Genomic DNA, 14,858 nt, shown 5'->3' with positions numbered 1-14,858 from the left:
ATGGCATGGACATATTATCAAAGTACTGGCGAGTTATGGCACAACGGTAAGTTAGTAGGGAAAGGTTATTCAGGAAGTCTGACAAACAAAAACAACCCCGACCGTCAGCACGTAAAAAGCATGGGCCCCATTCCTCGAGGAACGTGGCGCATTGGTGAACACACCAATTCCAAAGGACCTATGACAATAATCCTGAACCAAGTCACGGGTGATGGTTTTGGGCGTTCCTTGTTTCGTATTCACGGTGAGAAGAAGTCGCCAGCGGTGCCCGGTTTCGCTTCCGAAGGCTGCATAATCCTCGGGCCGGGCACACGTGCAAAAATCATCCAGTCATCGGATAAGATTCTGGAGGTTGTCAGATGATCCGACGGAGCGTTATTTTAATTGCCTGCATCTTATCGACGGCGTGCATGGCGGCAGCAAACGACTGGCACGCTTATATCCGGCTGGTGGAACAGGCCGACGGCAAAACGCTGCAGGCACTGCCGCAGGAGATTAACCGTCTTGGCGATACCCTTGACGATCGGCAAACGGAGGCGCTGACGACCGCGCTTAGCAGGGCGCTGATTAAAGACCCTGTCGCGGTAATTAATGCAACCCACCCGCTGGAGCACAATTCCGACCCGTTAAAACAGCGTTTCGGTAGCTCGTTTATTTGCGCCATACCCGGCATGACCCACTTTACTCAACAGCAAATTGAAGCCTATTTTGCCAGGGCTGAACCGGCCCTGAAAAAGGCTGGGCATGAGGCGGCAGAGTGCCTTGGAACCCTGCAGGAGGCGATAGAAGAGGTCAGGCAAGAAATAGCACAACGTCGTTCAAGATAACTTCCCAACACAAACCCGGCTGATGCCGGGTTTTATACATATTCACTTTAGCTATAAGACATTCCCTTTAAGTCCTTTCCAGTCATATCTGGTCTGCCTACTATCCCGTGTCATAAGTTCTATCAATAATGCAGCAAAAACAATCAGTTCATTTAATAAGCGATTCAATCGCCGCAGACAGACAGGCAACAGATGATAGTTTTACGCAACGTATTCAAGACCTTCAAAGGCACGGCGGGTCTGATCAGGGCCGTCGACGATGTCAGCCTTCAGGTTGAACAGGGGCAGATTTACGGCATTATCGGCTACAGCGGCGCGGGAAAAAGTACGCTGATCCGTCTGCTTAACGGGCTGGAAAAACCCACGTCGGGCAGCGTGACCATTGCCGGGCAGGATATTGCCCAAGCAAAAGGCGAAGCTTTGCGCGCCGCAAGGCTGAAAATCAGCATGGTGTTCCAGCACTTTAATCTGCTGTGGTCGCGTACGGTCAGCGAAAACATCGCTTTTTCGCTGCAAATTGCCGGCGCGCCAAAAGCGGCAATCCAGGCGCGGGTGAAAGAGCTGATTGAGCTGGTGGGGCTGACCGGCAAAGAGTCGACCTACCCGGCCAACCTCAGCGGTGGGCAAAAGCAGCGTGTCGGCATTGCCCGCGCGCTGGCCAACAATCCCGAAGTGCTGCTGTGTGATGAAGCCACTTCCGCGCTCGATCCACAAACCACCGATGCCATCCTCGATCTGCTGTTGGATATCAACCGTAAACTGAAGCTGACCATCGTGCTGATCACCCACGAAATGCACGTGGTGCGCAAAATCTGCCATCGGGTGGCGGTGATGGAAGACGGTCGCATCGTCGAAGAGGGCGAGGTGCTGTCGGTCTTTACCCATCCGCAACAGCCGATCACCCGCCAGTTCGTTAAGCAAACCACCGAGTACAGCCGCGCAGACACGCCGTTCAATGCTGAGCTGGTGGATGAGACGGGCGGCAGCGTGCTGAAGCTGACCTTTATCGGTCAGAGCACTCGCCAGCCGATTGTCGGCGAACTGACGCTGAAATACGCGCTACCGTTCAACATCCTGCACGGCAAAATGACGCAAACCAGCAATGGCACCTTTGGCGAACTGTGGTTACAGGTCAACGCCACCCGCAGCCAGTTGGAGAACATTCTGCAGGACCTGCACGCGCATGGCATTACAACCGAGGTGGTCGCCAATGATTGAGTCCCTCTTTCCGCATTTGAAACTGGACCAGCTGTGGGCTGCGACCGGTGAAACCCTGTATATGACCGCCATTTCCGGCGTGGCGACCTTTGTGCTGGGGATTGTACTCGGGCTGGCGCTGTTTCTGACCGCGCGCGGCGGCCTGTTCCAGAACCGGGCGATCTATGCGGTGATCTCGGTGCTGGTCAACGTCTTCCGCTCGATCCCGTTCATCATTCTGATTGTGCTGCTAATCCCGTTCACCAAAAAGCTGATCGGCACCATTTTGGGCGCGGATGCGGCCCTGCCGGCGCTGATTGTCGGGGCGGCGCCGTTCTACGCGCGTCTGGTGGAAATCGGCCTGCGCGAAGTCGATAAAGGGGTGATTGAAGCCTCGCGTTCGATGGGCGCGCGCATCAGCACCTTGATTTTCCGCGTGCTGCTGGCGGAATCCTCGCCAGCACTGGTGTCAGGTATCACCGTCACGCTGATAGCGCTGGTCAGTTACAGCGCGATGGCCGGGGTGATTGGCGCCGGTGGCCTCGGCAATCTGGCCTATCTGGAAGGTTTTCAACGTAACCACGGCGATGTGACGCTGGTGGCGACGGCAATGATTCTGGTGATTGTTTTTATCATCCAGTTCGTAGGTGATCTCGTGACCACACGGCTCGATAAACGTTAACTTTTAGGGGATTTACTGTGAAAAAAACACTGACACTGCTGGCTGCTGCCACTCTGGCTGCGATGAGTCTGAGCGCATGGGCTGATACGCTGACCGTTGGCGCGTCCAACGTACCGCATGCTGAAATTCTGGAGCAGGCCAAGCCGATCCTGGCGAAGCAGGGCATCGATCTGGAAATCAAACCTTTCCAGGACTACATCCTGCCAAATACCGCGCTGGCCAGCCGTGATATCGACGCTAACTACTTCCAGCACGTGCCGTATCTGAACAGCGTGCTGAAAGACCATGCCGACGACAAGACCTATGATTTTGTCAGCGCTGGCGCAATCCATATCGAGCCCATCGGCATCTACTCGAAGAAATACAAATCGCTGAAGGATTTGCCACAGAACGGCAAAGTGATCATGCGTGATGCGGTGGCGGAAGAGGGCCGTATCCTGTCGATCTTTGAGAAGGCCGGCGTGATTAAACTGAAGCCTGGCGTCAGCAAAGTGGACGCGCGCATCAGCGACGTGGTTGAGAACCCAAAACACCTGCAGTTTATTGCTAACGTCGAAGGCGCGCTGCTGCCACAGATGTACAACAATGACGAAGGTGATGCGGTGGTGATTAACGCCAACTACGCCATTGATGCCGGCCTTAATCCGGTAAAAGATCCGATTGCCGTTGAAAGCGGTGAAAATAACCCGTACGCCAATATCATCACCGTGCACCGTGGCGATGAAAACAAGCCGGATATTAAAGCGCTGGTCACCGTGCTGCATTCGAAACAAATTCAGGACTGGATCCGCACCAAATATAAAGGTGCCGTTATTCCGGTGAATAACTGATAGCAGTTTTTTTTACAAGAAGGCCGGGAAACCGGCCTTTTTTACATCGGTAATTCATGCTCCCCGGACTTAGTTATTTCTCTGGAATCCTTTGCGCTATTTCTTAATTTACCTTTCAGACGATAAGCGGAATATTTGCCTGTAGATTGCTTAACCCGCCTGACTGGAGCGCATGATGACAATACATAATGGCATTACCGAACTGGTAGGTCAGACCCCGCTATTACGCCTCACCCGCTTTTCCCAACAGCATCAACTAGCTGCCGATCTGGTCGCCAAACTGGAATATTTTAATCCTAATCACAGCATCAAAGATCGCACCGCGCTGGCAATGATTGAAGCGGCGGAGCGCAGCGGCAAGCTCAGGCCGGGCATGACGCTGGTCGACACCACCAGCGGCAATACCGGCATAGGTTTGGCCGCGATTGCGGCGGCCAAAGGCTATAAGTTTCGCGTTTACCTGCATGACAAACTCAGCGCCGAACGTTTTGCCATCCTCAACGCCTTCGGCGCGGAAATCATCCCGTTTAGCACGGTACCCGGCTTCGACAAAGTGATCGAAGCGAGTGACGGCGACTTTGTGGCTGCCGCCCGCTGGCTGGCCGATAACGTGATCCTGAAAGAGCCGAATATCTGCTTCACCTGCCAGCTGGAAAACCCGGCGAATCCGCAGGCCCATTTCCACAATACCGGGCCGGAAATCTGGCAGCAGGCCGGAGGGCAGGTTGACGTGCTGATCGCGTCCGTCGGCACCGGCGGCACGCTGTCAGGGGCGGGACGCTATCTTAAGCAGCTTAACCCGCAGATCACACTGATCGCCGTCGAGCCCGGCCGCTTCAGCATCCCGGACAAGGACAACCCGGACACCCGCGAGATCACCGGCGTGCATGTTTTCAGCGAGGTGGCCCCGGAGCGGGTGCCGCTGACGCTCGATCGCGGCCTGTGCGATGAAGCGATCGCGGTGGAGAGCTGGCAGGCGGTACAGACGGCGAGGGAAGTCGCCTTATCGGATGGCATCCTGGTGGGTGAGTCCTCTGGTGCGGTGCTGTATGCCGCGCGCGAGGTTGCCCGGCGGCCGGAATATGCCGGCAAGCGGATTGTGGCGATCCTCGCGGACAGCGGCCTGACCTACCTCTCCACCGGCCTGTTCGATCCCGCGCTCAGCGTTGAACAGCTGCAGGCTGCCGCGCTGAATCGCCAGGCGGAAGCGATCGTCTGAGTCACCCCCAGCAGATAAAAAAGGGCAATCAGTCGATTGCCCTTTTTGCCTGCAAAATGCAGCGTTATTTCTTATCCAGCGACCAGGTTGCGCTGGCAACGTTAACCTTCACCGGCAGCAGGCCAATCTGGGTAAACTTATCAGCCAGCGCCTGCTGTTCCTTAAACACTTCCGGCGTCATTCGCTCTGCGCCAAACGGCATTCTGGCAATCGCCCGCTGCCAGATCGGCTGCGGCAAACCGGTTGAGGTCGACAGTATTTTAGCCGCCTCATCCGGGTTTTTGTTGGCCCAGTCGCTCAGCGTACCGAGCTGATCGACCACCTGTTTGGCGGTCTGCGGATAGGTATCGGCAAACTTACGGCTGGAGAGATAGAAGGTGTAATGCGGCACCAACCCCTCGGCATTTTTGATCAACCGGGCGCGGGCATTGGTTTCCACTTCCGCGTAATAGGGATCCCAAATCACCCAGGCATCGACCGCGCCACGCTGGAAGGCGGCACGCGCATCGGCAGGCGGCAGATAAATGGCCTTCACGTCCTTGTAGCTCAATCCGGCATTTTCCAGCGCGCTGACCAGCAGATAGTTAACGTCGGAGCCTTTATTCAGCGCCACGCGTTTGCCTTTCAGGTCGGCCACGGTTTTGATGCCGGAGTTTTCCGGCACCACAATCGCTTCGGTTTTGGGGTTAGCGGGCGAGTGCGCCAGATACACCAGGTCGGCCTGCGCCGCCTGGGCGAAGGTTGGTGGCGCATCGCCGGTGGCGGCCAAATCGATACTGCCGACGTTCAGCCCTTCCAGCATCTGCGGGCCGGCCGGGAATTCGACCCACTTCACCGCGATGCCCTGTTTTTTGAATTCAGTATCCAGCGTGCCGCGATACTTCAGCAGCGCAAAAATATTGGCTTTCTGGAAACCGATGGTGACCTGTTTAGGGGCGGTTTCTGCCATGACATTAAACGCCGAGGCGCTGAGTGCGGCGGCAATCAGGCCGCTCAATACGATTTTTTTCATCTTTAATCCCAGTGTTTTAAGTGGTGTTTCCGCAACATAGCAAACCGCGCGAAAACGGCTTAACGAGTAAAATTGCTTTGCTTAGCTGAAAAAATCATGGCCAGACCGCCTCACGCACCTTGATCGCGCGGGACAGCAGGCCAAGGGCGTAAAAGCGATCCGCAATCGCCTGCTGCTGGCGAATAATGGTCAAATCCATGCGCCGGGGCTGATGGCTGCGGCGCGCCAGCGCATGGACGAGGGACGCGGTGGACAGCCCGAGCTCGGCGGAGAGCAGCGCGGCGGCCTCATCGCGGTGCGCCTCGATATACTGTCCGGTGTGTTCAAGGGCCGACATCAGCGTGTCCAGCAAATCGGCGGAATGCCCGACAAAGTCGCGATGCGCCAGATAGAACTGATGGTTGTTCACCCGACCAACGCCGTTGGCGATCGCCCGCAGCTGCTCGCCGTGTTCGGCATCGCTCAGCAGCGGGTCCCACATCATCCAGGCATCGACCGCATGATGATCGCTGGGGGTCAGCGGATATTTCGGCGGGGCATAGACCACGCGCACGTCGTCCAGCGTCAGGCCCGCCTCGTCGAGAATTTGCAGCAACAGGTAATGGACGTTGGAGCCTTTATTCACCGCGATGCGCTTGCCGCGTAAATCGGCCGGCGTCTGCACCGGGCTGTCATGCGCCACCAGCAGCGCCACGCTACGCGGGGCGGCGGGTTCCCAGGCGACATACAGCAGCGGACTGTTGCTGGCCTGGGCGAACAGCGGCGGCACCTCGCCGGTGGTGCCAAAATCGATCTCGCCGTTGGTCAGCGCGTGCAGCAACTGCGGACCGGCGGGGAACTCGCTCCACAGCACGCTGACGCCGCGATCGGCAAACTGCGTTTCCAGCGTCTGCCGCACTTTCAAAATCCCCAGATTGCCAAACTTCTGATAACCAATCCGCAGTTCGCGCTCGCTGCTGCCCAATTCGTTCGGGGTTTTGCCTGTCGCGCCGGCCACGCTGCGGCGGGCTTTAATCAGGCCCAGATGGCCAAGATGGGTGCGCAGCGTATTGCGGCTGATGCCCAACAGGGTGGCAGTTTGCAGCTGGTTGCCCTGGCTCAGTTCAAAGGCGTTACGCACCAGCGAATCCAGCACCCGCTGATAAAGCGGGCTGTCATTTTCCACCAGCTGCTGGCGTAAGAACGCATCCAGCGAATCGTCATCATGGGGCAGCGAGGTCAGATTGGCGGCGCTGAGCCGCAGCTGCTGCGGCGTAATCAGCGGCTCTCTGCTCAACAGCACCGCATTGTGCAGGGTGTTTTCCAGCTCGCGGATATTGCCCGGCCAGGCATAATCCATCAGCGTGCCCAGCGCTTCCTCACTGAGGCGCAGCTGCGGACGGCCCAGCCGCCGTGCATACAGCGTTAAAAAGTGGTCGGCCAGCAGCGGAATATCTTCCCGCCGCTGGCGTAACGGCGGCAGCGCCACCGCCGCGACATTCAGCCGGTAATAGAGGTCTTCACGGAAACGGCGTTCACGGATGGCATGCGCCAGATCGACATGGGTGGCCGCCACCACCCGCACGTTGACCTTTACCGGGCGACGCGATCCCACCCGCGTCACTTCGCGCTCCTGCAACACCCGCAGCAGCTTCACCTGCAACGGCAGGCTCAGCTCGCCAATTTCATCCAGCAGCAGCGTGCCGCCTTCCGCCGCCTCAAACCAGCCCTGATGACGATCTGCCGCGCCGGTAAAGGCGCCTTTCTCATGACCGAACAGTTCGGATTCGGCCAGGCTTTCGGTCAGCGCGCCGCAGTTAACCGCCAGAAACGGCCGGTCGCGTCGCGAGCTGTGATGATGCAGATAGCGCGCCACCACCTCTTTACCGGTGCCGGTTTCCCCGACGATCAGCACGGTAGCGTCGGTCGGGGCCAGGCGATCCAGAACGCTCTGGAAGGCAATAGAGGCAGGATCAATTAACACCGGGCCGTGGGTTTGCATGGGGTTTCCCTCAGGGTAAGCGGAACGGAAACCATACCTTCAGACGCGGGCGATAACGAGGGGGTGGGCGGCCGGTTTGTTGCAAATGCAGCAGGCGGTCATCAGTGGCTGTTGCATTTGCAGCAAAAAGGGGCGGGGATCTTAAAATTTAACCCATTGAAAAATAATAACAATAGCAGGATTATATTGTGGCATGGTTCCTGCTACGGTCTTTATAACCAAACGAGAATAATCAATACAATAAATTCAGATATCGTTATATAGGAAACGGATAATGAGCGACGCAGCGCAGGACAATCTCAAGGTATTTTGGTTTTTACCGACCCACGGCGATGGCCGTTATCTCGGCACCACCGCAGGCGGAAGAGCCGTCGATCTGCCGTATCTGCAGCAGGTGGCGCTCGCCGCCGACAATCTGGGGTATTACGGCGTGCTGATCCCCACCGGCAAAAGCTGCGAGGATTCCTGGTTAGTGGCCTCGGCGCTGGCACCAATCACTAAACGCCTGCGCTATCTGGTCGCGGTGCGTCCCGGCTTACAGCCGCCGAGCCTGGCCGCGCGGATGGCCGCCACGCTGGATCGCCTGTCAGAAGGGCGTCTGCTGATCAACGTGGTGACCGGCGGCGATCCGGTGGAGAACAAAGGCGACGGCATCTTCCTCAGCCACGCCGAACGTTACCAGGTCACCCGCGAGTTCCTCGACGTCTATTCGCGCCTGTTAAAGGGCGAGAAGGTCGATTACCACGGCGAGCATATCCGCGTGGAAGGGGCCGAAGTGCTGTTCCCGCCGGTGCAGGAAGACGGTCCGCCGCTGTTCTTTGGCGGTTCCTCGGAAGAAGCGCTGGAGGTGGCCGCTAACCAGATCGATACCTATCTGACCTGGGGCGAACCGGTTGAGCAGGTGGCGGAGAAAATCGCCGTGGTGCGTCAGCGCGCTGAAGAGCGGGGCCGCACGCTGGATTACGGCATTCGTCTGCACGTGATTGTGCGGGAAACCGAAGAAGAAGCCTGGGCCGCCGCCGACAAGCTGATTGCCCACCTTGATGATGACACCATCGCCGCCGCGCAGAAGATCTTCTCGCGGATGGATTCCACCGGACAGGCCCGCATGAGCGCGCTGCACGGCGGTTCGAAAGACGGGTTGCGCATCGCCCCTAACCTGTGGGCCGGCGTAGGCCTGGTGCGTGGCGGCGCGGGTACGGCGCTGGTAGGCAGTCCGCAGCAGGTGGCGGATCGTATTCGTGAATATCAGGCGCTGGGCATCAAAAACTTTATCTTCTCAGGCTATCCTCATCTGGAAGAAGCGCACCGCTTTGCGGAACTGGTGATGCCGTTGCTGCCGCTGGCCAGCAATGCCGAGAAGCGCCAGCGCACCATCAATACCGGACCCTTTGGCGAAACCATCGGTGGCGATCGCCGTCCGGGCAAACAGGGAAACTGAGTCATGAGCGATCGGCAGATTGTCATTATCGGCGGCGGCTTTACCGGCACGGCGCTGGCTGTCCACCTGGCGCGGTTGGGTCACGCCGGGCTGGAAGTGACAATTATTGAACCGCGCGCCCAGCTGGCTCAGGGTGTGGCCTATGGCACCACCGATCCGGCGCACAGGATTAACGTGCCGGCGGCCAGGATGCAGCTTTCGGCGGCGGAAGAAGGGGACTTTGACCGTTGGTATCGTGCCTCGGCCGCCTTTCAGATCGATGCTAAAGCCTTGTGGCAGGACGGCAAGGTCTATCCGCAGCGCGGCCACTTTGGCGCTTACGTGGCTGGCAAGCTGGCTGAGGCGCTGAAAACCTCGGCGGTGCGGGTGACCCATATTCAGGATCGGGCGATAGCACTGCAAAACGGCGAGGTGCTGACGGCGTCCGGCAGAAAATACCGCGCGGATGACGTGGTGCTGGCGGTCAGCCATCCGCCGCCTGCGGTGCCGGCTAAACTTCAGCAGGTGCTGGCCGGGCATCCTGCGCTGATCGCCAATCCGTGGCAGACCGATGCGCTAAGCCAGGTGGCTAAAGACGATCGGGTGGCCATTATCGGATCCGGCTTAACCATGTCGGACGTGGTCGCCTCGCTGCACCGTCAGGGGCATCGCGGCAGCATCGTCGCCTTCTCCCGCCGGGGTCAGCTGCCGCGCCCGAATATCTCCGGTGACTTTGCGCCACGACCGCTGGATTACCAGCGACCGCAGGCCGCGACCGCACTTGGCTGGTTGCGCCGCATCCGCCAGGAAGCCCGTCTGGCCGCCGCCGAACAGCAGCCGTGGCAGGTGGTGCTGGACGATATTCGCCTCAACGGTCAGCGCCTGTGGCAACAGCTGCCGCTCGGCCAGCAGCGCAGTTTTCTGCGCCATCTGCGCCCGTGGTGGGATGTGCATCGCTACCGCATTGCGCCGCAGGTCAGCGCGGTGCTGACGCGACTGCTGCACAGCGGCCACCTTCAGGTGCTGGCCGCCAGCCTGCAACAGGTGGCGGTCGATAACGACACCGTGATCCTGAGCCTGAAGCGACGTGGCCAGGCCAGCGCCGACAGCGTGCAGGTTGACCGGCTGATCGTCACCACCGGTCCGGCCCACGGCGCGCTGTTAAGCAGTAATCCGCTGCTGCACCAGTTGGCGACGGAAGGGCTGATCAAGGCCGATCCGCTGGCGCTGGGGATCGCTGTCGATGCCCATTCCCGCACCCTGAACCGCCACGACCAGAGCAACCCTCACCTGTATGTCGTCGGGCCCGCCGCGCGCGGCCGCTTCGGTGAACTCATGGGGTTGCCGCAGGTCGCCGAACATGCCGAAACCCTGGCGCAGCAGCTGTTGGGGATCGTTCCCCAGCCCGACAGCGAGCGATGTCCCCCTTCCTGAACCGCTGATTTTTCCTGAAAAAAATATCCTTTTACTGATTGCCGGAACGGAAGGGCGAGCCCTTGCCGTGCCAGCTATGGAGTCTGCTATGTCATCGCAACGTGAAATTCGCCTGAACGCTTTTGATATGAACTGTGTCGGTCACCAGTCTCCCGGCCTGTGGGCGCACCCGCGCGACCGCTCGTGGGAATATAAGGATCTGGCCTACTGGACCGATTTGGCCCGCCTGCTGGAAAAAGGCAAGTTCGACGGGCTGTTTATTGCCGACGTGCTGGGGGTGTATGACGTGCTGGACGGCAACAACCATGCCGCGATCCGCAACGCGACCCAGGTGCCGGTTAACGATCCGCTGGCGCTGATCACCCCGATGGCGTTAGTCACCGAACACCTCGGCTTTGGCCTGACTGCCTCGCTCTCCTTTGAGCATCCTTATCCGTTTGCCCGCCGCATTTCCACGCTGGATCACCTGACCAAAGGTCGCATCGGCTGGAACATCGTCACCTCGTATCTGGAGAGCGGTGCAAAGAATATCGGTCATCAGAGCCAGACCGATCACGATGCGCGTTATGACTATGCCGATGAGTATCTGCAGGTGGTGTACAAGCTGCTGGAAGGCAGTTGGGAAGACGATGCGGTGGTGCGCGACCGCGTGCGCGGCATCTTCAGCGATCCGACAAAAATCCACCCGATTAACCATCAGGGCACCTTCTTCCAGGTGCCGGGCATTCACCTGTGCGAACCGTCGCCGCAGCGCACGCCGGTGCTGTATCAGGCCGGTGCCTCCAGCCGGGGCAAGCAGTTTGCTGCTGAGCATGCCGAGTGCGTGTTTGTTGCCGCGCCATCGAAAGTGCTGCTGAAGAAAACCGTGGCGGATATTCGCCGCCGCGCGGCTGAGGCCGGCCGCGATCCGCGCAGTATCCTGATTTTCAACCTGCAAACGGTGATCGTCGGGGAAACCGACCAGGCGGCGCAGGCGAAGTGGCAAGAGTATAAAAAATACGTCAGCTATGAGGGGGCGCTGGCGCTGATCTCCGGCTGGACCGGGATCGATTTTGGCCAGTATCAGCCGGACCAGGTGCTTAAACACCTGCACACCAACGCCATTCAGTCGGCGGTGGAAACCTTCTCTACCGCCGATCCGGATCGTCAGTGGACGGTGCAGGCGCTGGCCGACTGGGTGGGGATTGGTGGCTTTGGCCCGCTGCTGGTGGGCAGTGCCGAAACGGTGGCCGACGAGCTGCAAAGCTGGGTGGAAGAGACCGATGTCGATGGCTTTAACCTCGCCTACGCCGTCACTCACGAAACCTTTACCGATGTGGTGGATCTGCTGATCCCGGAGCTGCAAAAACGCGGCGTCTACAAGAAGGACTATCAGCCGGGCACCCTGCGCGAAAAACTGTTTGGTCAGGGCGACCGTCTTGCAGCACCGCATCCTGGCGTGGGCTATCGCCGCGTGTCGGGCGACGTGCCGCAGCCGGAGAGTGAGGTGCTCAATGATTGAAATCGCTGAGCTGAAAAAACACTATCCCGCGCCGGGCGGGAAAACGGTGGAGGTGTTGAAAGGCATCTCGCTGACCGTGCCAGCGGGGTCGATCACCGCCGTGGTCGGCCCGAGCGGCGCGGGAAAATCCACGCTGGCGAAGTGCATCAGCCTGCTGGAAAAACCCTCGTCGGGCAGCATCCGGGTCAATGGTGAGGATCTGTCGCAGCTGTCGGGTGAGGCGCTGCGCGCCAAACGCCGGGCCATTGGCACCGTGTTTCAGTCGTCGGCGCTGTTGCAGCGTAAAACCGCCTGGGAAAACATCGCGCTGCCGCTGGAGTGGCTCGGCGTGGTGCCAGGTGAAATCAAACGCCACGTCGGACAGTTGCTGGACAGCGTGGGCCTGAGCGATAAAGCCAACGCCTTTCCGGCGCAGCTGTCCGGCGGCCAGCGTCAGCGGGTCGGGATTGCCCGCGCGCTGGCGCTGAAACCGTCTGTGCTGCTGGCCGATGAAGCCACCTCGGGGCTGGATCCGCAGGCCACCAGTTCAATCCTCGCATTGCTGAAACAGCTGCGCGATCGCTTTGGCCTGTCGATTATTTTGATCACCCATGAAATGGACGTGGTGCGCAGGGCGGCGGATGCGGTGGCCGAAATCAGCGACGGTCGGCTGGTGCAACAGGGCACCCTGAGCGATCTGCTCTCCAGCCCGCAGTCGAGCCTGGGACAACGGCTGTTTCCGCTGCAGCCGCTGGAGGCGTCGGGGGATATTTTGCTGCAGCTGACCTATGGCGATCGCCCGCTGGCCACCGACTGGATCAGCCAGCTTAGCCAGCAATATCAGCTGCACATCGATCTGCTGGCGGCGCACGTTGAGCAGGTGGGCGAGCGGCTGGCAGGGCGGATGCGCATCGCCGTGCGCTTTGGCGCGCAGCGGCCCCGCCACCAGGTGCTGATCCAGCAGCTTTATCAACTGGGCATCAATGCCGAAATCCTCGATCTCCAGCCCGCATTGCAGGAGGCCGGATGAAACCCGCAGACGTCATGAGCCATGACACCCCCTGGCGCGATATCCACACCCTGATGCTGCCGGCCTACGGCGAAACCTGGCTGATGGTCGGCATCGTGATGCTGTTTGTGGTCACCTTCGGCGGCCTGCTGGGCATCGTGCTGTTTAACACCTCAAAGCGCGGGCTGTTCCCGCACGCGGCACTGAACCGCAGCCTGAGCTGGATAGTGAACATGGGACGCTCACTGCCGTTTCTGGTGCTGATGGCGGCGATCATTCCGTTCACCTTCTGGCTGACGGGCACCACTATCGGCATCCCTGCGGCGGTGATCCCGATGATTGTTGCCGGTACGCCGTTCTTTGCCCGGCTGGTGGAAACGGCACTGCGCGAGCTGCCGGCTGACGTCACCGCCGTGGGGCTGGTCTCCGGCGGGTCGACCTGGCAAATCATCCGCCGGGCGCAGGTCAGCGAAGCCTTGCCCGCCATCGTTGCGGCCATCGTGCTTAACCTGATCTCGATGATTGAGTACTCGGCGATCGCCGGCACCATCGGCGCGGGCGGCATCGGGTATCTGGCGGTGGTCTACGGCTATCAGCGCTTCGACAACCACATCATGATCGCCACCATTCTGGTGCTTATTGCCACCATACAACTGATTCAGTTTACCGGCGACCGCCTGGTTGCCGCACTTCAACCTTCTCAGGGATCCTGACCATGTCGCAGCACCAGTTTGAAATCAGAAAAAAGAAAAAATGGCCGGGCGTTGTTGCCGTCGTGGTGGTGATTGCCGTGGCGGGCGTGGCCTGGCATCTGCTGGCGAAGAAGAGTGACGCTGTCACTTTTACCGACACGCTGAAGGTCCATTTTGAACCGGCGATGGCCGGCGAAGAGCGCATTATCCAGTACGTCGGTCAGCATATCGCGCCGGATTACGGCATCAAGCTGGAAGCGGTAGGCTTGCAGGATCCGGTGCAGGCGGACCGCACGGTGGCCGACGGCCAGTATGCCGCGACCGTCTATCAGCATCAGTGGTGGTTAAAGCAGGTGGTCGACGCCAACAAGTTTGCCTTAACCCCGGCGCTGCCGATTTTCCAGTGGGCGTTTGGCATCTACTCCGATCGCTACAGCTCGATTAAGGATTTACCGGAAGGCGCGGAAATTGTGGTGCCCAATGACGGTGCCAACCAGGGCCAGGCGCTGTGGTTACTGCAACGCATCGGCCTGATTGGTCTGGATCCGGCGGTGGAGCCGCGAATGGCGCAGCTTAAGGACATCAAAACCAACCCGCACAATTTCAAGTTTAAGGAGCTGGATCTGTTAACCATGCCGCGCGCATTGAACTCGGTGGATGCGGCGATTGGCTACGTGTCCCAGTTTGACGCCGGCAAAGTCCCGCGTGAGAAAGGGATCCTGTTCCCGCCCGCGCCGAAAACCTTTGCCTCGCAGCTGGTGATTGGCACGCCGTATCTGGACGACGAGAACATCGTCAAGCTGAAGAAGGCGTTTGCCGACCCACGCTTGCAGCAGTGGCTGAAAGAGACCAATGACCCGTTAGTGAAAGGGGTGCTGGTGCCTGTTTCGGCAGAATAATCGCGCGCGTTTTAACCCTGAACCCACCGGATAGGCCTTTGGCTTATCCGGTTTTTCTGCTTGTCAAAAAAATGCGAATATCTTATTGATTTTTATGATTTTATAATGATTATTTGTTGTTTGTTCCCGCCGCAAAATCCTTCTATAAACAGCTCATCACCCGCGAATAATAAAAT

Annotated in this window: 14 protein-coding genes; 12 read left to right on the top strand and 2 right to left on the bottom strand. The window is 59.0% G+C overall.

The genetic code is table 11. From position 1 onward, the window contains the following. From AC1UKS_RS11635 to AC1UKS_RS11610, 6 genes are all read left to right on the top strand, one after another. The gene (locus AC1UKS_RS11635; protein ID WP_265910412.1) at positions 1-363 is read left to right on the top strand and encodes a tlde1 domain-containing protein; all 363 of its coding nucleotides are present in this window, start codon (positions 1-3) and stop codon (positions 361-363) included. Beyond that, the gene (locus AC1UKS_RS11630) at positions 360-827 is read left to right on the top strand and encodes a hypothetical protein (RefSeq protein WP_482433673.1); all 468 of its coding nucleotides are present in this window, start codon (positions 360-362) and stop codon (positions 825-827) included. The genes AC1UKS_RS11635 and AC1UKS_RS11630 overlap by 4 nt, the downstream gene beginning before the upstream one ends. Positions 828-1,019: 192 nt before the next feature. Then, entirely contained in the window at positions 1,020-2,045 is a 1,026-nt protein-coding gene (locus AC1UKS_RS11625; protein ID WP_482433671.1) for a methionine ABC transporter ATP-binding protein, read from the top strand. After that, the gene (locus tag AC1UKS_RS11620) at positions 2,038-2,706 is read left to right on the top strand and encodes a methionine ABC transporter permease (RefSeq protein ID WP_346598739.1); all 669 of its coding nucleotides are present in this window, start codon (positions 2,038-2,040) and stop codon (positions 2,704-2,706) included. Before AC1UKS_RS11625 ends, AC1UKS_RS11620 begins: the two co-directional genes overlap by 8 nt. 17 nt (positions 2,707-2,723) lie before the next feature. After that, positions 2,724-3,536: a MetQ/NlpA family ABC transporter substrate-binding protein gene (locus tag AC1UKS_RS11615; RefSeq protein WP_013202087.1), complete on the top strand. Its 813-nt coding sequence runs from the start codon at positions 2,724-2,726 to the stop codon at positions 3,534-3,536. A gap of 175 nt (positions 3,537-3,711) precedes the next feature. Beyond that, a complete protein-coding gene (locus tag AC1UKS_RS11610) occupies positions 3,712-4,755 on the top strand; it encodes a PLP-dependent cysteine synthase family protein (protein WP_482436937.1) in 1,044 nt (347 codons plus the stop codon). A gap of 64 nt (positions 4,756-4,819) precedes the next feature. On the opposite strand, the gene AC1UKS_RS11605 is transcribed toward AC1UKS_RS11610, so the two are convergent. Continuing rightward, positions 4,820-5,767, bottom strand: a complete 948-nt coding sequence (locus AC1UKS_RS11605; protein ID WP_482433668.1) for a sulfonate ABC transporter substrate-binding protein — start codon at positions 5,765-5,767, stop codon at positions 4,820-4,822. 94 nt (positions 5,768-5,861) lie between these two features. Beyond that, positions 5,862-7,748, bottom strand: a complete 1,887-nt coding sequence (locus AC1UKS_RS11600) for an aliphatic sulfonate ABC transporter substrate-binding protein (RefSeq protein ID WP_482433666.1) — start codon at positions 7,746-7,748, stop codon at positions 5,862-5,864. A 274-nt stretch (positions 7,749-8,022) separates the two neighbouring features. Here AC1UKS_RS11600 and ssuD point away from each other — a divergent pair, with 274 nt between their 5' ends. The 6 genes from ssuD to AC1UKS_RS11570 all read left to right on the top strand — a co-directional run bounded on the left by ssuD (position 8,023) and on the right by AC1UKS_RS11570 (position 14,682). Beyond that, on the top strand, positions 8,023-9,189 hold the full coding sequence (ssuD, locus tag AC1UKS_RS11595; RefSeq protein ID WP_482433664.1) for an FMNH2-dependent alkanesulfonate monooxygenase: 1,167 nt from the start codon (positions 8,023-8,025) through the stop codon (positions 9,187-9,189). A 3-nt stretch (positions 9,190-9,192) separates the two neighbouring features. Further along, positions 9,193-10,602, top strand: a complete 1,410-nt coding sequence (locus AC1UKS_RS11590; protein WP_482433663.1) for an FAD/NAD(P)-binding protein — start codon at positions 9,193-9,195, stop codon at positions 10,600-10,602. An 88-nt stretch (positions 10,603-10,690) separates the two neighbouring features. Next, positions 10,691-12,103 carry an LLM class flavin-dependent oxidoreductase gene (locus tag AC1UKS_RS11585; RefSeq protein WP_482433662.1) on the top strand — a complete coding sequence of 471 codons (1,413 nt, stop codon included), beginning with the start codon at positions 10,691-10,693 and terminating at the stop codon, positions 12,101-12,103. Further along, positions 12,096-13,112 carry a methionine ABC transporter ATP-binding protein gene (locus AC1UKS_RS11580; RefSeq protein WP_482433660.1) on the top strand — a complete coding sequence of 339 codons (1,017 nt, stop codon included), beginning with the start codon at positions 12,096-12,098 and terminating at the stop codon, positions 13,110-13,112. Before AC1UKS_RS11585 ends, AC1UKS_RS11580 begins: the two co-directional genes overlap by 8 nt. Further along, positions 13,109-13,804: a methionine ABC transporter permease gene (locus AC1UKS_RS11575; protein ID WP_105759043.1), complete on the top strand. Its 696-nt coding sequence runs from the start codon at positions 13,109-13,111 to the stop codon at positions 13,802-13,804. The genes AC1UKS_RS11580 and AC1UKS_RS11575 overlap by 4 nt, the downstream gene beginning before the upstream one ends. A gap of 2 nt (positions 13,805-13,806) precedes the next feature. Further along, entirely contained in the window at positions 13,807-14,682 is an 876-nt protein-coding gene (locus tag AC1UKS_RS11570) for a MetQ/NlpA family ABC transporter substrate-binding protein (protein WP_265910421.1), read from the top strand. The last annotated feature ends 176 nt before the right edge of the window (positions 14,683-14,858 follow it).

The sequence above is a fragment of the Erwinia sp. AK-PDG3-5 genome, from assembly GCF_056821705.1.
This window is presented reverse-complemented; position numbering and strand designations above follow the sequence as displayed.